21 protein-coding genes and 1 pseudogene are annotated in these 16,799 nt (G+C 56.2%); all 22 read right to left on the bottom strand.

The window, feature by feature from the left end; translation table 11 throughout:
• Window position 1: 1 nt before the first annotated feature.
• Window positions 2-337, bottom strand: coding sequence for a phage tail protein (locus AKL27_RS13075; RefSeq protein WP_050463281.1), 336 nt, complete (start codon window positions 335-337; stop codon window positions 2-4).
• Entirely contained in the window at window positions 337-3,858 is a 3,522-nt protein-coding gene (locus AKL27_RS13070) for a phage tail tape measure protein (protein WP_050463280.1), read from the bottom strand. Before AKL27_RS13070 ends, AKL27_RS13075 begins: the two co-directional genes overlap by 1 nt.
• Window positions 3,859-3,900: 42 nt before the next feature.
• A complete protein-coding gene (locus tag AKL27_RS13065) occupies window positions 3,901-4,122 on the bottom strand; it encodes a DUF1799 domain-containing protein (protein ID WP_232310983.1) in 222 nt (73 codons plus the stop codon).
• An 86-nt stretch (window positions 4,123-4,208) separates the two neighbouring features.
• Complete coding sequence (locus AKL27_RS13060; protein ID WP_050463278.1) at window positions 4,209-4,517, bottom strand: phage tail assembly chaperone; 309 nt, start codon at window positions 4,515-4,517, stop codon at window positions 4,209-4,211.
• A gap of 30 nt (window positions 4,518-4,547) precedes the next feature.
• Complete coding sequence (locus AKL27_RS13055) at window positions 4,548-5,198, bottom strand: phage tail protein (RefSeq protein ID WP_083439023.1); 651 nt, start codon at window positions 5,196-5,198, stop codon at window positions 4,548-4,550.
• A gap of 102 nt (window positions 5,199-5,300) precedes the next feature.
• Window positions 5,301-5,648, bottom strand: a complete 348-nt coding sequence (locus AKL27_RS13050; protein WP_050463276.1) for a DUF3168 domain-containing protein — start codon at window positions 5,646-5,648, stop codon at window positions 5,301-5,303.
• On the bottom strand, window positions 5,645-6,127 hold the full coding sequence (locus tag AKL27_RS13045) for an HK97-gp10 family putative phage morphogenesis protein (RefSeq protein WP_050463275.1): 483 nt from the start codon (window positions 6,125-6,127) through the stop codon (window positions 5,645-5,647). The genes AKL27_RS13050 and AKL27_RS13045 overlap by 4 nt, the downstream gene beginning before the upstream one ends.
• On the bottom strand, window positions 6,120-6,446 hold the full coding sequence (locus AKL27_RS13040) for a phage head closure protein (protein ID WP_050463274.1): 327 nt from the start codon (window positions 6,444-6,446) through the stop codon (window positions 6,120-6,122). The genes AKL27_RS13045 and AKL27_RS13040 overlap by 8 nt, the downstream gene beginning before the upstream one ends.
• Window positions 6,446-6,790, bottom strand: a complete 345-nt coding sequence (locus AKL27_RS13035; RefSeq protein WP_050463273.1) for a head-tail connector protein — start codon at window positions 6,788-6,790, stop codon at window positions 6,446-6,448. The genes AKL27_RS13040 and AKL27_RS13035 overlap by 1 nt, the downstream gene beginning before the upstream one ends.
• Before the next feature lie 2 nt (window positions 6,791-6,792).
• Window positions 6,793-6,945: a hypothetical protein gene (locus tag AKL27_RS28140; protein ID WP_198155956.1), complete on the bottom strand. Its 153-nt coding sequence runs from the start codon at window positions 6,943-6,945 to the stop codon at window positions 6,793-6,795.
• 61 nt (window positions 6,946-7,006) lie between these two features.
• The gene (locus tag AKL27_RS13030; protein ID WP_050463272.1) at window positions 7,007-8,248 is read right to left on the bottom strand and encodes a phage major capsid protein; all 1,242 of its coding nucleotides are present in this window, start codon (window positions 8,246-8,248) and stop codon (window positions 7,007-7,009) included.
• Window positions 8,249-8,250: 2 nt separating this feature from the next.
• Window positions 8,251-9,093, bottom strand: a complete 843-nt coding sequence (locus tag AKL27_RS13025; RefSeq protein ID WP_050463271.1) for a head maturation protease, ClpP-related — start codon at window positions 9,091-9,093, stop codon at window positions 8,251-8,253.
• A complete protein-coding gene (locus AKL27_RS13020; protein WP_050463270.1) occupies window positions 9,080-10,324 on the bottom strand; it encodes a phage portal protein in 1,245 nt (414 codons plus the stop codon). The genes AKL27_RS13025 and AKL27_RS13020 overlap by 14 nt, the downstream gene beginning before the upstream one ends.
• Window positions 10,325-10,333: 9 nt before the next feature.
• Window positions 10,334-12,007, bottom strand: coding sequence for a terminase large subunit (locus AKL27_RS13015; RefSeq protein WP_050463269.1), 1,674 nt, complete (start codon window positions 12,005-12,007; stop codon window positions 10,334-10,336).
• The gene (locus tag AKL27_RS13010; RefSeq protein ID WP_050463268.1) at window positions 12,007-12,471 is read right to left on the bottom strand and encodes a terminase small subunit; all 465 of its coding nucleotides are present in this window, start codon (window positions 12,469-12,471) and stop codon (window positions 12,007-12,009) included. The genes AKL27_RS13015 and AKL27_RS13010 overlap by 1 nt, the downstream gene beginning before the upstream one ends.
• 127 nt (window positions 12,472-12,598) lie before the next feature.
• Entirely contained in the window at window positions 12,599-12,976 is a 378-nt protein-coding gene (locus tag AKL27_RS13005) for a hypothetical protein (RefSeq protein WP_050463267.1), read from the bottom strand.
• Window positions 12,977-13,163: 187 nt separating this feature from the next.
• Window positions 13,164-13,841, bottom strand: coding sequence for a hypothetical protein (locus AKL27_RS13000; protein ID WP_050463266.1), 678 nt, complete (start codon window positions 13,839-13,841; stop codon window positions 13,164-13,166).
• Between the two features lie 254 nt (window positions 13,842-14,095).
• Window positions 14,096-14,587 carry a hypothetical protein gene (locus AKL27_RS12995; RefSeq protein WP_157056914.1) on the bottom strand — a complete coding sequence of 164 codons (492 nt, stop codon included), beginning with the start codon at window positions 14,585-14,587 and terminating at the stop codon, window positions 14,096-14,098.
• 31 nt (window positions 14,588-14,618) lie between these two features.
• Window positions 14,619-15,170, bottom strand: coding sequence for a hypothetical protein (locus AKL27_RS12990; protein WP_050463264.1), 552 nt, complete (start codon window positions 15,168-15,170; stop codon window positions 14,619-14,621).
• 83 nt (window positions 15,171-15,253) lie between these two features.
• Entirely contained in the window at window positions 15,254-15,742 is a 489-nt protein-coding gene (locus AKL27_RS12985) for a hypothetical protein (protein ID WP_050463263.1), read from the bottom strand.
• Complete coding sequence (locus AKL27_RS12980) at window positions 15,739-16,170, bottom strand: hypothetical protein (protein ID WP_157056913.1); 432 nt, start codon at window positions 16,168-16,170, stop codon at window positions 15,739-15,741. The genes AKL27_RS12985 and AKL27_RS12980 overlap by 4 nt, the downstream gene beginning before the upstream one ends.
• 49 nt (window positions 16,171-16,219) lie before the next feature.
• Window positions 16,220-16,799 (bottom strand): annotated as a pseudogene (locus AKL27_RS12975) (hypothetical protein); the annotation flags it as partial.

The raw sequence follows: 16,799 nt of genomic DNA, 5'->3' as shown, positions 1-16,799 counted from the left end.
GCTAAAAGCCCTCTTTGAAGGTGACCGTCAATGTGTAGACGTCGGCCCCGAGATCTTTGGTTGAATAACCGTCCGGCGTCTTGATCAGCACCTGCTTGCCGAACGGCTCGGTCCAATAAAACGAACGCCAGCCAGCATGTTCATCGAGGAATTGGCAGATCTGCGCGATACGCTCTTGCTTACCGGTAAAACTCAGCGACCACGAACTTGAACGGGCATTGATGCCATCGCCCGCTGACTGCTCGTAGCCATCACCAAGCTTGGCAGACAAGGTTTTGAATTTAGGTGTCGCCGTCAGATTGTTGTTGGGCGTCCAGGTAAAAGTGCGCTTTGTCATCAGCCCCCCATGCCATTATGCAAACGCCAGATCTTGCCGCCTGGTGCGCACTCACGGTAGACCACTGCTTTCGCCGACTCCGAGACCATGCTGGCCAGTTCCTTCGCGGTCTGGTTCTGCGTATCTGCGGTGGTGCTCGATTGCGCCCCCGCCTGAGTAATATCAATATCGGTAATGATCTGAATCACGGGAGCCTGACCACCACCACCGAGCGAACGCACGCCGAGCGAGCCATCCGCTGCCCGCGTCAACGGCATGATGGCTTCTGGCCCGGCTTCCCCCGCAATACCGGCCCCCTTGGCAAAAGCGAAGAGTGTCGGTTTGGTCAGCACCGTATTAGCGTATTCGTGCAGGCTCGGCGAGGCATAGACATCGCCGAGGGCATTTGCCTTGAAGCCCACACCACCACCTGCCTGCGAATTCCAATAATCCGCCGTACTTGCCCCCGACGACTCAGCCCCCGCCCCTGCGCCACCGCCGAAATAGTTTGCAGCCGCGCTGATGGCAAAATTGAACAGACCCGAGATAGCGGCCCGTGCCTGCATCTTGGCGATATCCGAAATCACTGATTTCGCCAAATCTGAGAATGAAAGCTTGCCCGTAGTTACGAACGTCGCCCAGGCATCCTCCATGCCCCGCGCTGCACTGGTGAACATGCCCTCTACCTGCGAAGCCATGTTGGCAGCAGCATCGCGATAATTCGCCATGAAGCGCGTGGCGCCACTCCAGCCGTCGGCCTGTGTTTCTTTCAGGTTCGCAGTGAACTGGCGCTCCAGATCGATGCGCTGCTGGATATTGGTTTGCAGTGCGGCAATCTCCTGCTCGTACTGACCCCGGCTGATACCGCCGTGTGCCGTGCCTTTTTCCATTGAGCGGCGCAGCGCCTCTGCGGCTTTGTCGTACTCCTGCTGCAGCTGATTGATACGGCTCAGCTCATCGCGGTCGACATCACCCAGGCCGGTGCCGGCAATCAGATTGTTGATGGCCTGCTTGCGCGTCACATACGCGGCGTTGAGCGAATCAACATATGCCTGTACATCGCGCCGGTTTTTTTCCATCAATGAGCGCGAGTCGTTGCCGTACTTTTCCTCATTCGCCAGTTGCTCATCACGGACACGCTTTTGCAGATTGCGCGCCTCTTCGAGTGCTACCGTATTGCGCTTGCGACCGGCGACCTCGGCTTGCTGGTCAGCGATCTGCAATTCTTTCGTCAGTGCCGATTTCTTGGCTTCATATTCCGCTGACAGGTATTGCTGCGTGTCGAGCAAGCCGATATCGTATTGCGCCTTGATGTTTTGGTTGACCTGCTTGAGCGCCCGCTCCTGCTCCTGGAACTGCCCCTGCAGCGCCTTGAGTTCGGTATTGATGCCGACCTCACTGGACTTGGCCGCTGCCTTCGGCTTGTTGCGCTCTTCAATATCTTTGCGCAGTTGGGCGTACAGGCCGCCGCCAAGCGGCTTGCCATCTTCGGTGAAGTCAACATTGTCCAGACGTGCGTTGCGGTCGCCGGTGCGCTGCGCTTCGAATTGCATATTGCTGAAGCGTTCGTCCAGCTTGGCCAGCTCGACCTTCTTGCGGATATTTTTGTCGATAGATTCGCTTTGCGTATCGATGGCACGTGCGGCCTCGATGGACGCCGCAGAGGACGATGCTGCCTCTTTCTGGATAGCCGCTGCCAGTTCCTGCGCCTTGCCGCGCTGTTCCAGATTGGCAATCAAGGCAGAGAATTGCCGCTTGTCATCGTCGTTGGCGCCAGGCGATGCCATGCGTAGCTTCAGATCGGCAATCTGGCGCTCGATAGAATTGTCGGTGAAGAATTTGACAACCGACTCGAAGTAGCCCACCGCCGAGCGCTTTGCCTCATCCCAGCCGCGTGCGATCAGACTTTGGTTCTCGCGAATCTGCACAGTGCGGGTAGCCATGCCATCGACATAGGCTTGCTCGGCCAGATTAGCAGCGCCCTGGGCATCGCCCTGGCGCTCCAGGGCGGCGATCTGGTCATACACCGATTGCGTCAGATAGTGGTACTGCTCATTGAGCTTGGCGCTGGCTTCGGCCGGCTTTTTCGCCAGCTCCTCAAACTGCTCGACGGTCTTTTGTACCGCCTTTCCGGTGGTGGCCTCCATCTCCACGGCTGTCTTGGCGATCATGCCGATCTGCTCAGAGGTGAACTTGCCGCTCGACGCCAGTGTCAACACGGCCTCACGTGCCGAACCGACGCTACCCATGGCGCTCGATGCTTCGCTCGCCAATTCATGCAAACCGCTGGCGGTGGTACCGGCATAATTACCGGTCAGCACCAGCGCATTGTTGAACTTGGTTTGCTCTTCCGCTGCTTTGTAGGCGCCAAACGACAATGTCGCGACTACGGCCACCAACGCACCAATCATCAGCACGGCCGGCGACAGCAAGGTTGCCATCAAACCGCTGCGCTCGGCAAAAATCGAAAACGAGCGACTGGCAGCACTGAAGTCGCCACGCCCCAATTCCCGTGCCAGCACCCCCAGTTCGCGCCGCGCCCCGCCTGATTCCAGACTGAAACCGTGCATTGCCTTTTCGCTGGCGGCAATTTTTTCGATGAATGGCGTTGCGTCATTGGCAACGCCCAGTTGCGCCGCCCGGTATTCCAGCATCTGCTTCGATGTCATGCCGGCAGTGGCGGCTTGCTCTTTCAGCTTGGCAATGAATTCGTCTGCCTTGGCGCTGGCCTGGGCGCTCGATTTCACCAGGCTCAGCTCGGAACTGTCGAGTTGCTTGACCGCTGCCGTGTATTGCTCGGCCGATATCCGGCCCTGCTGCCACAGTGACAGCAACTTATCGGTCTGGGTCTGCAGTTCCTTGGTCGAGCCGGCACCGCGTCCAATGGATGCCAGAGCCCGGTTGACTTCATTGACTTGGTCGGCAGTCTCTTGCAGGCTGCGATTTTGTGCCGCAAAGCTGACGCTGGCGCCGGTCGATGGCGCCGCTGTCTTCGACGCTTCCGACAGCTCACGTGCGGCACTGGCAGCAGCCCGCGATGCTTCGATTTCCCGCCCCAGTGCCGCCGTCTTTTCCAGCGACGCTGCTACCAATGCCTTGATGCGAGCGCTGGCGGCGACTTCGGATTCTGCCGTCTGCGCCGCGGCCTGTGCCACGGCAATGCCGGCACCAGCAGAAGCACGCTGCGCTGCTTCCAGCTGACGCCAGCTGGCAATCAACGGTGCCGCCGCATCACTGAGCCCGAGCTGTGCCGCTTTCAGTTCGAGTGCCGCAATCTTGCCGCCTTCGACTGCAACCACCTGGCGCTGCAGGGATTCGAGAAAGCGGGTCTGCGAGTTACTGTACTGCTGCGCCGTCTGGGTTGCCGCTACGCCAATGGTGTTGAGCGCCGTCACCGACTTGACCGACGATTGCGTTACCGATTCGCTGAACTGGCCGGCGCTGCGCGCATGCTTGACCATGTCGGCATCGAACTGATCGCCTTCGGCGGCGAGCACAATGGTGGCTTTGCCGACTACATCACTTCCGCCTGCATCACTCATTGACTGCTCCAAAATAAGAAACCGCCCGCAGGCGGCTTGGTACTACTCACGCATGGCGCGCATGGCTTCCATTTCCATGATACGGATGCAATCGAAAATATCGCGCCACTGCTTGCGCTTGATGTCAAACATCCTCAACACCGTCGGCAAGACCTGATAGTCAAGGCCCGATGCGCCACCGGCGCCCACGCGCCACTGCGAACTCAGCGCCTCAAATACCCGAACGGCATCAAAGTTCTGCGGCCAGACATCGACGCCGGCCACCTCATCCAGGTCTGCACGCAGCAGGCCAAGCGCAGCCAGCTCTTCATCACTGGCCGGCTTGTCATACAGATAGCGGGCAGCGGCGATCAGTTTCCCGAACGGGCCTTGGTCAGTTCGTCGGTGTACTTCTTGAAAATCCGCATGGCGGCACCGTTGTACTTCTTGACCAACAATTCAAGATTGTCGCGATTGAAAGGCACATCGACGCCACTCCATCCGGTGACAATTTCCATGATGCCGTCGATGTCGCCGAGGTCTGCCAGGCGGTTCATGTAATCGCTCAGTTCGTCGGCATCCTTGTAGGCGAATTCGAACTTGATGCGTCCGGCCGATGCGCCGGGACGCGGAATTTCGACCTCGGCCTTGAAGGTCGGGTCGGGGGTCAGCTTGAACATTGCAGCTCCTGGTAAGGTTGTGGATAGCGCTTATGCGGCGTAGCGCGTCAGACGCGAGATCAGCGACAAGCTGGTGGTGACTTCCATGATGTTGTTCTTGCCCATGCTGGGCGTCTGATTGAACGACACATAACCGTTGTAATAGATGGCCGAACCGCCCGGCAGCTTGAGACGGAACACGCGTGGCTGACGGTCCAAATCGGCCTTTTCCAGCACAGCGTTATGCTGCAATTCCGGATCGTCGGCGGTCTTGATCTTGATGCTGGTCGGCGACTTGGTGGTCGGCAACTGGCGCTCTTCGTCGTCCGACAGAAACGAGTAGCTGGCGAAGTTCTGATCGCCGCCCGACGTGGCAAAGTCAGTGATTTGCTGGATTTCAGTCCAATCGGTGACCGCGCGCACCTTGCCGCCGCCGCTGCCGGCGAGGAAGCGATCGGCATCGGTGGTATCGATTTTTTCCAGCGTCACCGCATCAATAAGCACGGACTTGGCACGGGCAACGCGACCATCCAGGCCGGTCCAGCCAGAACCGACCACCAGAATCTGACCGGCAATGACCGCGTGGCCATCCTCCAGCGTCGCCACTGCTTCCAAGGCGTTGCTGATGGATGCCATTGTGTGTTCTGCCGAGTAACCGGATGCGATGGAAAAAATCGCGCCATTGGGTAATTTCACTCCCATGATGTCTACCTTTCAAAAATAAAAAAAGGCCCGCTGAAGAGCGAGCCGAAGAGGGCTGAATCGAACTTGCTATAAGCACTACACCGGTAAAAGCTGTTGAAGTCAGATTTTGGCAAGAATATAAAAATCACAACTGCGCCGATAGGTATTCACGTTGCTTTCGTAATTGCTGAAAGGTGCCCCCACCGGCCGCGCCAAAAGTGGTTCACCACACAGCCGCTGACGCAGGCTTGTCATTACCTCATTGGCTTGCGTGCGACTGTCGCCGAACACATCGATTTGCATGCGCACGATGTCACAACCAGATTCTCCGGAAAGATAGGCCACCGGCGCGCCGCCAACTTGCTGCAGTGTGATGTAGGGTCGCGCGACGCCGGCGGGAACAATATCAAAGTGCGCACCACCGGAGGCCAGGTCATCCACCAGGTCCTGAACGATTTTTTCTATCATTTCCGCATCTCCGCAATTGCCTTCTGCACGTTTTCAGCCAGTTTGCTGCGCATGGCATCGATTGCCACATCTTTTTTCGCCTCAAAAGAGGGGCGTAAAAACGGATGTGCCGGCACAAATATCGCGCGATTCGCCGCACGATGTGCTTTATAGGTGATGCCTTTCGGTCGTGGCGGCACATACCAGTGACCGCGCTCTACCCAGTCGCCATAAAAGGCATCTGTTGTTGATTTCTTTCCTTTGCGCCAAGACACAAAATACACCTGGCGTCTATCGGTAGACTGCTCGGGGATGTGCTTCTGATAGATCGCCTCTTTCAGGATGCCGCTTTTTTCCGGGGCGCGGATTACCACCTCATCCTTAATGATGGTTGCGCCAGCATTGGCTGCCGAGCGCAACGCATCGCTACCGACTTTGGCATTGAGCGATAGCAATGTCTGCTCCAGATCATCAAAGCCTTGCAGTGAAATATCAGCCATTGTTCAGTCCTGATGAACACATCAGTTGCAGCTCCACCATGCTGCCCGCCCGATCCAATACCGCCTCGATGTTGTAAATTGCCTCACCCACCATAACACGCATCTTCGAAGTAATACCGTCCCGGTACCGGATGCGGAAGGTGGTTGTGATTTCACTTTGTGCGGCTTGTGCGGCAAGCAACTCGCGGCCGCTCAAATCTTCTTTCTTTGCCCACACATCGACCAGTTTTGTCCATTCAGTGTTTGGATCGCCAAAGGCATTCTTTCCGACCGGCGGCAACTGAATTTGAATCTGCCATTTCAACTCACCGGCTCGCATCAGACCCCCGGCGAAATTCGGTGTGGCCGCAAAAAATGCCGCGACCCCATGGGCAACTCGGCGCCGACAGTGCCGATCAGCACGTCCTCGCGGTTGTCGTACAAATGGCCGGCAATAAACAACATGCCGGCCTTGATGTCTGCCTGTATCAGCATCGGATTGCGGCCTGCGGTGCCGTCTGCAATCGCGGCATCCATGGCCTCCTTGTCCGGAAATACGCTCCGGTTCAAATAGGCGATGGCATTGAGTTCGGCGGCCTCGATCGCCAGCAAAAGAAATGGACTGTCCCTTTCGGCGGCATCAATCCGTTTGTAGCCGATCAACAAATCCGGTGTAAGAAACATGCTTATTTCGCCGGTGTTTTCGACTCTTTTTCATCGACCGCGCCGAGGCTTTTTGCGGCATCCAGCAACTCGGGCGGGCATTCTTCGCCGGCCTTGTAATCGACTGGATAGATTTCGCCCTCAGGCACGCCCTGGAATGGCTTTTTCAATTTCATGATGACTCCGATGTGTGAAGTGGCAAACCAGCCGGGCTATGACAGCCCGGCATGCTGGCAATTACGCGCTGATTTTGAGGCCGCGCAGCGGCTCCGGATTGAGCAGACCACCGCCGACGCGCTTGGTGGTGTAGAACAGCACGTAAGGCTTCTTGGTGTACGGATCACGCAACACCCGAATACCGATGCGGTCAACAATCTGGTATCCCTGCTTGAAGTCGCCAAACATGATCGGAACGGCATTGGCGGCCGCGTTCGGCATATCCGGCATTTCGGTGACCGGGAAGCCAGCCAGGGTAGCTGGCTGGCCCAGCACATAGGATGGCTGCCACAGGTAATTACCGTCGCCATCTTTCAATTTGCGGGCGAGGCCTTGCGTGGCACGATTCATGACGAAACGCGCATTACCGGTAAATGCAGACGGCAGCGAATAAATCAGATCGATCAGGCCGTCCGATGTCAGCGCTGCAGCTGCGCCGCTGTTGATCAGTTGGATGGCTCCCAGCGGGTGTGCTGCCGCATTGGCGCCACCGGTTACATAGGTCAACAGACCTGCCGGCTTCTTGGTGCCATTACCGGACACAAAGGCCAAGCCTTCTTGCTTGGCGAATTCAGTTTGCACCTCGCCCGCAATGAACTGCTCCAGATTGATTTCGGAATCATCCAGAATTTGTTGCGTCGCTGCCGGGTTGGCATAGATTTCACCCGATGGGAAAGCGAACGGCTTGAATTGCGATGTGCCGGTTTCCGGCCGTTCGTCGGTTTCACCGACCCAGCCGCTGCCGGTGCCACCGACATTAACTAGCTTGCTGAAGCCGGCACGCGAGGTTGTTTGCACCGCGGCGATCGCGCGCATTGGCGATACCAGTACCAGCTTATCGAGAATGGTGCGGTCCCATTCAATTGGGGTAACGTAACCGCCCTCTTCCGCTACGCCCTTGTTCAATGCGGCATTGACTTCATTACCGGTTTTCATGAACGAGGTGAATGCGTCGGAATATTCCTTGTCTTGCGGCGTGTGGTTGCCACCAGCCCCCATTTGCGCGGCAGCCATCTTGATGTTGGTGTCTTCGATTTCCTTCTGCAGCTTGTCGATACTGGCGCTGATCGCTTCGACCTTAGCAGTCTGGTCTGCAGACGGCAGTCCTTTGCGAATGTCATCCACTTGCTTGGTGTGCTCAGCACGGAAATCGGCGAATGTCTTGTTCATGGTTTCAATGGCCTGGCGCAGTTCTGCCGGGACAGGGTCGCTTTCAGCGAATACCCGGATCAGGCCACGAGGAATGGGGCGTAAGGTTTGCATTTTCAGCCTTTCAATGATTGTGTAAATGAGTGCAGCAGGGCTGCCATTTCGGTGCCAGCGCTCGGCGTGGCGATAGTTCCGGCAGCGCCCGGCGTGCCTGAAAACAGTGCTCTGAGGGCGTCGCGCCGCACAGATCGGGAGTGGCCGGCGCGTGTCATCGCGGCTTCGACCATCGAAAGATATTTTTTACCGGCTTCGGCCTTGGCGCCACTGGCGACCACATCAGCAGCGATCATGCCGGTAGCGAAGCCATCGCGTACCGCCTGCTCAGCGCCGATCCATGTTTCACCGTCCATCATGGCGGCGATGTCTTTGGCGGCGATACCGGAGCGTGCTGAATATACCTCCGCCATGGCGGCATCAAACGGCGCCAGCACTTCGGCAACTGCCAGAAAATCATGGCGATTTCCGGCTGCCATGCCCCAGGCGTTGTGAATCATCAAATCTGCGCCGACGCCCATCAGGATGTCGTCGCCGGCCATGGCAATGACCGACGCCGCGGATGCCGCCAACCCTATCACCCGGACCGTGACTCGTCCTTGATGCTCGCGCAGCAGGTTGTAAATGGCCACGCCTTCGAAGAAATCGCCGCCAGGCGAATTGATATTGACCTGGACATCGACATTGCGACCGATGGACCGCAGCGCGGCACTGATGCGCTTGGCAGTGACGCCCTCGCCGTCCCAAGTGGTACCGATACGGTCATAGATAGAGATGGATTGAGGCTCATCCGCGGCGGCGCGAATTTCCGGCTGCCAACGCTCCAAGGCATCGGGACGCATGTCGAATTGCGCCTGCTGAATCGAATTTTCAGCGTGGATCGCAGGCAATTTAAGCAGGCTCATTTTTGGCGACCTTTTGTGACATTTGATTTTTGAGAGAGTTGGCTTGCGCTTCGCCAGATTCCGGCAGATCAGACAGTTCGCGCACTTCGTTTTGACTCATCCAGGGCGCTTGTCCACCAGCGCCGAGCGCCTTGGCGAAGAAGTCAGCCTGGTCTTTCAGGGTGCCGCGCAGCAAGGCGCGCTCGTTGTATTTGAACTCCATGTCATCCATCTCGCGCTCGCTCAACATGACGCGGGCGGCGGCGTCTTCCCAAGTCTTGAAGCGATGCGCAAGGGCGTACCGGACGAAAAAAATCGCAAGTTGCTCGACACCACTGCCCCAGCTGGTGTCATCCATCATCAGCAGCGGTCGCGGCACACCGTAGCTGCGCGCCACTTCCTCAATCTGCATATTGCGGTTTTCGATGTGCTGCGCATCGGCGGCAGTATTTGCCCATTTACTGGCCTTGGCGCCACCTTCCAGCAGCAGGAACTTTCCCGCGTTCTCGGCGCCGGACGCCTCGTTTTCGACCGACTCCTTGAAGCGCTTGTATGCTTCATCGGATAACTCTTCCGGCACTTCGATGGCGCCGCTGGCCATGACGCCGGTGCGAAAAGTGCGCGAGGCTGCTTGTTCTGCCTGTTGCGCCAGATCGATAGCGCCACTGGCCAACGCCGCCCGCGATAAGCCGGTAATGCCATCCAGTGACAGATCGCGCAGGTGGAATACCTCATTAGCCTGCAAGGTAATTTGCACGCCGTCTGGCCGGGTATGCTTGTAGATCATTTCCCATGTGCTGGTCAGCTCACCTTTGGTGGTCAATGGATTCATTGGTATCAACTGAATCGGGCGCTGCCCAGAGCGGATCACGCGCGCGTAACCATTGCCATGTAACAAGACGTGCAATTCCAGCAGTTTTTTGAATTCCGTCGGTGTTTGCCAGTTATTCGGCTTGCGCTTGAATAAGCGATAGGCAGGATGCGTGGTGACGTGGTCTTTATCAGTGTTGCGATACTGCAGATTAAACGGCAGCATGCCAATAGATTCCGAAATCAGGGTGACGCAGCGCAGGACCGCGGTATTGCGCAGGTTTTTCATGGCCGGCGTGGAGCCTGAAACGGCGCCGCGCACGAACTCCAGGAAGGCGGGATCGTCGAAGCCACGGAATACCTCGCCGCCGGCGGCTTCCGCACGCGGGCGTAGCTCCGCCTGCGCCGCCTTGGTGGAGCGCATGAAATCAAACAAACCCATGGATAACCTTTATGCGTATCGAACGCCGCGTTTTTCGTAGACCGATTTCGGTGGTGGTTTCGGATTGAGGGACATCAACGAAACGGCGTTGAATGTCGCCATCAGCGGATCAATCTTGGCCGTCCCTGATGCCTGCTTGGTAATTAAGGTGGCGTTGCCGCGCGGCTCAACCTTGGCGTTGCCTACGCACCAAGCCATCATTGGCTGCCCGCCATGCTCGATCACCCCTTCGGCCAATTTGCGCTCAGTGGTTTTGATCGCTCCGCCGAGACGCCAGCCTTGTGAGATGCCGATAATCTTTTCTTGCGGAATGCCGGCGTCGACCAGCGCATCCAGAATGCCACCGATACCGGCCGGATCCGCGCCGACCTGATCCAGCACATTCGCCTGCTCGATTTGCAATACGACGGCAGCAATATCAAGCACGTCGTCGCCGATTCTTTCAACAAATATCAGGTCGCCTTGCTCTGCAAAATCGGTGAACCGGGATGCCTCCGATTTGCGCCGTTCCAACACGGATGGGTGCGCCCATGCGCGAGTCCAGAGAAGCCAGCGGCGTGTTTCCCGGTCGCGGCCGATGACTGCCAATCCCAGCAAGTCATCCAGGCCGCCGCCGTCGATACCGACATCCACCACTTCGGAGCGGGCAATCAGATCTTCCAGCGTCAGACCGACGATAACGCCTTGCTCTTCCCAAAAATCAGCGCCCGGCCAGCGGTCTGAACGCAAATTCATGCCAATTTCAACGTTCAGATGCTTTGCCAGGAATAGCTGCAGGCCGCCGCTGGTCTTGGATAAATTTTTCTTTAGCTGATCTTCCAACCATTCCGCACTCACCGACCTGCCGATATTCGGATTGGTGATGTAGAAATTGGCCGGGTCGAGGTATCCCTTGGATTTGATCAGCCGCGCGGGGAACTCATACAGGATGCCCAATGACTTCGGATCATCAATGATGCCGTCGCGCACATCGCGGTAGTAATTCAGCTTTTCCTTGTACACGCCAGCCGGTGGCTCGTCGCTCTGCGTGGTCAGGTAGATCACCCATCCCTCATCGCGTGATACCTGGCCGCCGGTGGCCTCCATGAACATGCCCTCTGCGTCAGGCTTGGTGCCGAACAGCCAGTGCTCATCCACCAGGATCCGGCCGGACTTCTTGCCCGACACGGTATCTGTGTCGGCTGCTACCACTTTGAGCGAAGCCCGATTCACCCGATGCGTGATCGTGCGGATGTGATCCTGAATGTGAAACAGGGTCGACAATTCTTCGTCGGCCCGGACCATGCCGGCGGCTGGCTTGAAACTGTTGTCGGCAACCTCTTTGGTCGGCGCCAGAATCAGATGCTCTTCTTCCTCGCGCCAGCACAGGATCAGGGCCGTCAGCATGATTCCTGCAGCAATTGTTGATTTGGTGTTTTTCTTGCTGATCAGCAGGAAAAATTCACGAATCAACTGCTTTCCCGTCTCGGGATCATTCGCCCCAAAAATGACGGAGACGAAATCAAATACCCATTGTTCGCTGCATTCGCCAAATGTTGGCTTGCCAGGGAGGTCGACAACACGCAATTCTTTGAAAATTGCCAGCGCCTGCTCTGCCTGCGAGGGGAATATCGGCGGCGGAATGATGGATTCCCCCTTCACCAGCCGACGTTCCCAGTCAGTACAGGCTGTACTCCATTTCATCATCGGACCTTTTTACCGCCAGATGCCACCAAATGCGGCGGCGGTGGTGGCGCGAAACGGCCCGCCAACCCCTTTGCCGCATCTTCGCGCTGCTCTTTCTTGCCACCCTCGCCTGGTTTCTGGTGAACAAACGGCATCAGTGCCTTGGCAGCATCGATACGGAGTTTTTCATCCAGCGCGGCATCGTTCATGGCCGCCAGCAAGAATGATTTCGGGTCCGAGTGCTGCAATGCCCGGTTTAAATCAAATGCTGGCCGCTCTGCCGGCGTCGGATTCGGCGCGGCATTGACCGGAGCCTGGCGCATCGCCTGCAGATAAATCGCAACGTCCGGATCTTTAACCAGTCGGGAGCCGGCGGCAGATGCCGTTTTGGCACTATATCCGGCAGCGATAGCCCCGTCTTTATTGGACTTTCCGGCGAGAACGGCATCCGCAAATGCCCTTTTCTTGCCTGTTAAAGCCATTAACAAATCTCCAAAATGAGAAAAAATTCTGCGCGTGGGAAAGCAAGTGGTCTAGAGCCGGAAAGCCTTCAGACTTTTACCCCCCCCCCTTGCCTCCGTGGCCGCATCGATGATGATTGGCGGCCCGCTACGCCTCTTCGCGCTGTTTATCGCCGCTGTGGTGCGTAGTGCACATGCTTTGCCAGTTGCTCTTATCCCAGAACAACGTCTGATCACCGCGATGCGGTGTTCGATGGTCGACCAGACTTGCATAGGGCGGCGCAACTCCGCGCTCCGCACAGATCAAGATCACATCCGCCGCATTGCAGTCGACGATGCCCAGGTCGCGCATGCAGTAAACGCAGAATGGATGCTTCGCCAAATAGCCAGCACGCGCCTTCTGCCACGCATATCCATAACCGCGCTGCGTGCTGCTTGTGCTGTCGGTGCGCCATGATCCCGGCTGCATCACTGGAACACGTCCCGGCGCTGTTGATAGGCGCGGCTTGAGTGTTTGTAATTTCATGCATGCCAACCCTGCGTCATCGACGCGATCACATCAAACCCCGCAAATAAAAAAGCCCGCGATCGGCAATCCGACAACGGGCAAACCCACCAAGATGATGAGAGAGGAGACTAGAAAATTGGGCCTCTAACCTGCGCTAGACCCCCAGAAGGCCGACGTCCTATTAGTGCGTTACGGCCACAATAATTTATTGATGATATTTCTCAACTGTGGGCGGCCTGGTGGTCAACCCCATCCTGATCCGCATTTCTTGGCTGATGTGCAAGAAGAACCGTTTACCGTCGTCGGCGGTCTGCCGAGTTACCAGCTCAAACTCTTCGTCATCGGTATCAACGTCCAATTCTTTGCGAAGGGCCAAAATAACGGGAATGCTCTCAGATATCAATCGCTCAATAACCGGCGACAGACGTTCAAGGGCTTCTGTCATTGCAATCGCATGATCCTTGTCACATTGAATTCGAAGCGGGCCGACCGGAGCCTCGTCAGCCCTCGTCTTTAACGTACTGATTTCTATTGCCGCCATACTTGAGTCGAAGAGCGCAGTATTCATGCTCAACGCATACCTCTGAACCAACCTAACTGTTTCAGGGCTTCCTATAAGTTGAATTCGCGCCACAGCAGCACCGAACAATCGTGCCTGCTCCATACGGATCTCTGGAGAAATATATCCACCGATCATTTCCGCGAGTTGCTGCATTGCCCGAACGGTCTCCAACAGAATAGGCTCGAATACTTCTTTTCGGAGAGCATATTCACGCGCCGCCTTATCCTTTCGACGACTGTGATAATTGCCCAACCAGACGACGACGATCGCAACAATAGGGCCTGACACCCATTTCAAGAAATCAAAGAGATCAATACCCATATTCGCCCCCCTATTTTTCAAATAATAGGAACACAGTATGCACTGCTTGGCGCAAAATAAAAAAGCCCCGAACCGTGAGGAGCGAGGCTTTGATAACTACCGATACTTGAGAAGATTCGCGAGACCCAAACATATCTTGCAAGTGGCCGCGCCGCGAAAAAATCTGCTCAAGTATCAATAATTTAGGGCGAGCGAACGCCCCACATCAAAATAATAACCAACTATGCCAAACAGCACAAGGAGTTTGTTTGCACTTAGGCGTATTTGAAATATGAATCACACTCTTTTGCAAGCTGATAGATGTAGTGGTAATCAAATCGACGGCCCAAATCGGGCTCCCAGTAGCGGCCATGTGCCAGCCAATGCCTAAATTTGAATGCCGCTTTAATTTCGGAGGCAAGCCGCTTTTCGATACCAGAAAATGCCACCCACGCAGTTAGTAGACTTTCTTCAAATTTCACTTCAGACCCGTGCTTTCTCTTTAACTTCCGAAGATGCCTAGAAAGGGGATCTTTGTCTTTATTCTGGCATCTCTTCAAATAATCAGTGCGCCACCTCGCCTCAAGATGAGCAAGAACCATCAAAGAGCTTTGTTTATCCTGCTCCGCAAGTCGCTCCTGTAGCTCAGTCAAAACAACATGAGGCAAGTAATCAAAAAAGCGGATTTTGGCAGACGGCGATGAGGACGAGAAATAATCTTGAAGTGAATTTTCAACATCATTGTGATGCACTGCGACATCTAACAAAGTCCTCTTCTCCGCCTCGTAGGTTACCACTCTACCCATTTGCCACCTTCAGGAGAAGATCCCTAAGACTTTCGTGAGTTAGATTATGAAAAATCATGTTAGGTGGAGCGTCTGCAATTTTCCAAACCAATGGATCGCCAACAACATTCTGCTCCGGAGGCGATGGCAACTCATCGTTATCACCCGTCGAAAACGAAATCAAGTCGTGGGCCGAGCGTGCACTGGCGCGTATCAGTGAGAGCTTACGCGTGCCTCGGGGGCCTACAACGTCGACTCTCCCGTTAGATCCAATCAGCATGGTTCCGATGGGATTCAGCGCGACATTGATTGTTCCAATCATGATTGACATTGCGTCCACTTCATAGGGCCCTGAAAACTGCTCCACCAACCGGACCTTTCTGTACGCGGTTTTCACCGTGCCCGCCTGAATGTATTGATCCAGCGCCGCTTCGGTGAGCTTATACAATTCCGAGAGATGTGCCTTCCAGCGCTCAAGCTCTTTTTCTTTTGAAAAAGTTGAATTTTCTGAAGCCTGTTTTTTTTCTGTTTGTTGCCGAACGAAGTCGTCGAAGGAATTTGCCATTTAACTCTCACCTAGTAGGAAGCCGAGACGTGTTGCCCTGCTAATTAGAGCATTCTACACAATCTCGGATGTCGCCCCCTGACTTAATCGAACACTCCACGCCTCTTCAACAACGGAAGAATTGCTTCTAACGCATCGGCATAACTTGCCACACCCGGGGCACGCTGGCGCCACACCATTGCGCCCGAGCCCCGGTTGCGCATCTCGATACCTATAGCTTGACGATATTGCGGCTTTAATGCGTCGACGCACCACTCAATCACTTCCATCTCGGCTTTCCGCACACTTTCTTCAGCGATCTCATGGGTGCTCTGCCATTGCTTACTGGACTGAGCCTGGCGGCTCGATGGCGAACAGCCAGGCATGCCAAGCGCCGGCCGATAAGCGGCAGACCAGTCGTGCCACTCTTGCAGCAGTGCGTCGGCGATTTCCTTGTATTCCATAGCTCTCCCAAATTCAACGTGATTCGCAGGGTCGCCGTACTGACGCGCCGGCAGCGCCCTGCTGTTTTCTTTTCCTGCTCGCGCCAGCATCAACGCCAGCATGTCAATCGTTTCTACCCGCTTGCTCATGCGTTCATGGCCTGGTAAAGCCGTGCAACATCTTTCTTGGCACCGCTGCGATGAAAGTCATTAACCCGCTGCACGGCCCTCATGACCTCGGCTTGGCTACACAAACCCAGCTGGATTTTGTACATGTCACGCCCTTCGGCAATTGCCGCCAATTCATGCGCGTAGCAGGTCGATTTGCCGGTGCTCAGCATGCGTATGCCGATGCCGTGCAGCTTGTCCTGAGCGTCATTGATCTGGTCTATGAGATTGGTGCCGATCTGGAAGTGCACTAGCGCCTCGGCGATGTTCATGCCGTTGGCCAACGTATTCCAGTCATCCCGGGCCGCCCGTCCTTGCCGCAATCGATCCAGCGCGACATCGACGTAACCAATCAGCTCAACCTGTTTATGCATCGGCAGCGTGTGCGCGCCGGACAATGCCCAGTTCATCGCCTGCGGATTTACCGGACGTGGCTTGTATGCCTTGTTGCGCTTTGCCTTAGCCATCATTCTGCCCCTTCTTCTTCAGCGCCCGCGCGGCATCAAGTGCGGCCTGGCGATTTTCGGGCGACACGTTCACCGGAGCTTCCGGCGTGGCTGGTTTTGGCGAGCTGATTGCCTGCCCGGATATTCTGACCGGCACCACTCCGCCGTTATCGATTGCCGCCTGTACCCGTGCCTTGAACGTGAACATCGATTCGCCCGGTTGCGACTTCAGGCCGAACTCCAATCCTTTTGCGGCCACGCCTTGCTCGGTGGCGAACCATGCGCCGTGGGAACCACCCTTGCCGGCGCCGCGCAGCTTCTCGTTGCGGCACCAGTTGCGCCAGGTGGCATCCCAGTCCCGCTTGCTGGCACTGCCACCAGTGGCAGCGATCCAATGGTCTTTGAACTTGTCGCCGATCATCCGGATGCCATCCTCGGTCCACGTCGGCTCAATCTCTGCCGCTGCTTTGGCATGCTTTCCCAAAAGCTTCCAGTCGTCAGGCAAGCGGGTACCGCGTGCCACCTTACGATTCTTTGATGGTTCTCTTTTGGTTTCCTTTATGGTTCTGGGTGCGAGATCTGCGGGGGTGGAG

This window comes from Herbaspirillum autotrophicum (assembly GCF_001189915.1).
Lineage (GTDB): Bacteria > Pseudomonadota > Gammaproteobacteria > Burkholderiales > Burkholderiaceae_D > Herbaspirillum > Herbaspirillum autotrophicum.
Note: the sequence above shows the minus strand (reverse complement) of the source record. Positions and strands in the feature narration are given on the sequence as shown.

Excerpts from the sequence above, each read along its gene's own strand:
- AKL27_RS13075 (WP_050463281.1), bottom strand. The coding sequence starts at position 337 with ATGACAAAGCGCACTTTTACCTGGACGCCCAACAACAATCTGACGGCG.
- AKL27_RS13070 (WP_050463280.1), bottom strand. The coding sequence starts at position 3,858 with ATGAGTGATGCAGGCGGAAGTGATGTAGTCGGCAAAGCCACCATTGTG.
- AKL27_RS13060 (WP_050463278.1), bottom strand. The coding sequence starts at position 4,517 with ATGTTCAAGCTGACCCCCGACCCGACCTTCAAGGCCGAGGTCGAAATT.
- AKL27_RS13055 (WP_083439023.1), bottom strand. The coding sequence starts at position 5,198 with ATGGGAGTGAAATTACCCAATGGCGCGATTTTTTCCATCGCATCCGGT.
- AKL27_RS13050 (WP_050463276.1), bottom strand. The coding sequence starts at position 5,648 with ATGATAGAAAAAATCGTTCAGGACCTGGTGGATGACCTGGCCTCCGGT.
- AKL27_RS13045 (WP_050463275.1), bottom strand. The coding sequence starts at position 6,127 with ATGGCTGATATTTCACTGCAAGGCTTTGATGATCTGGAGCAGACATTG.
- AKL27_RS13040 (WP_050463274.1), bottom strand. The coding sequence starts at position 6,446 with ATGCGAGCCGGTGAGTTGAAATGGCAGATTCAAATTCAGTTGCCGCCG.
- AKL27_RS13035 (WP_050463273.1), bottom strand. The coding sequence starts at position 6,790 with ATGTTTCTTACACCGGATTTGTTGATCGGCTACAAACGGATTGATGCC.
- AKL27_RS28140 (WP_198155956.1), bottom strand. The coding sequence starts at position 6,945 with ATGAAATTGAAAAAGCCATTCCAGGGCGTGCCTGAGGGCGAAATCTAT.
- AKL27_RS13030 (WP_050463272.1), bottom strand. The coding sequence starts at position 8,248 with ATGCAAACCTTACGCCCCATTCCTCGTGGCCTGATCCGGGTATTCGCT.
- AKL27_RS13025 (WP_050463271.1), bottom strand. The coding sequence starts at position 9,093 with ATGAGCCTGCTTAAATTGCCTGCGATCCACGCTGAAAATTCGATTCAG.
- AKL27_RS13020 (WP_050463270.1), bottom strand. The coding sequence starts at position 10,324 with ATGGGTTTGTTTGATTTCATGCGCTCCACCAAGGCGGCGCAGGCGGAG.
- AKL27_RS13015 (WP_050463269.1), bottom strand. The coding sequence starts at position 12,007 with ATGAAATGGAGTACAGCCTGTACTGACTGGGAACGTCGGCTGGTGAAG.
- AKL27_RS13010 (WP_050463268.1), bottom strand. The coding sequence starts at position 12,471 with ATGGCTTTAACAGGCAAGAAAAGGGCATTTGCGGATGCCGTTCTCGCC.
- AKL27_RS13005 (WP_050463267.1), bottom strand. The coding sequence starts at position 12,976 with ATGAAATTACAAACACTCAAGCCGCGCCTATCAACAGCGCCGGGACGT.
- AKL27_RS13000 (WP_050463266.1), bottom strand. The coding sequence starts at position 13,841 with ATGGGTATTGATCTCTTTGATTTCTTGAAATGGGTGTCAGGCCCTATT.
- AKL27_RS12990 (WP_050463264.1), bottom strand. The coding sequence starts at position 15,170 with ATGGCAAATTCCTTCGACGACTTCGTTCGGCAACAAACAGAAAAAAAA.
- AKL27_RS12985 (WP_050463263.1), bottom strand. The coding sequence starts at position 15,742 with ATGAGCAAGCGGGTAGAAACGATTGACATGCTGGCGTTGATGCTGGCG.
- AKL27_RS12980 (WP_157056913.1), bottom strand. The coding sequence starts at position 16,170 with ATGAACTGGGCATTGTCCGGCGCGCACACGCTGCCGATGCATAAACAG.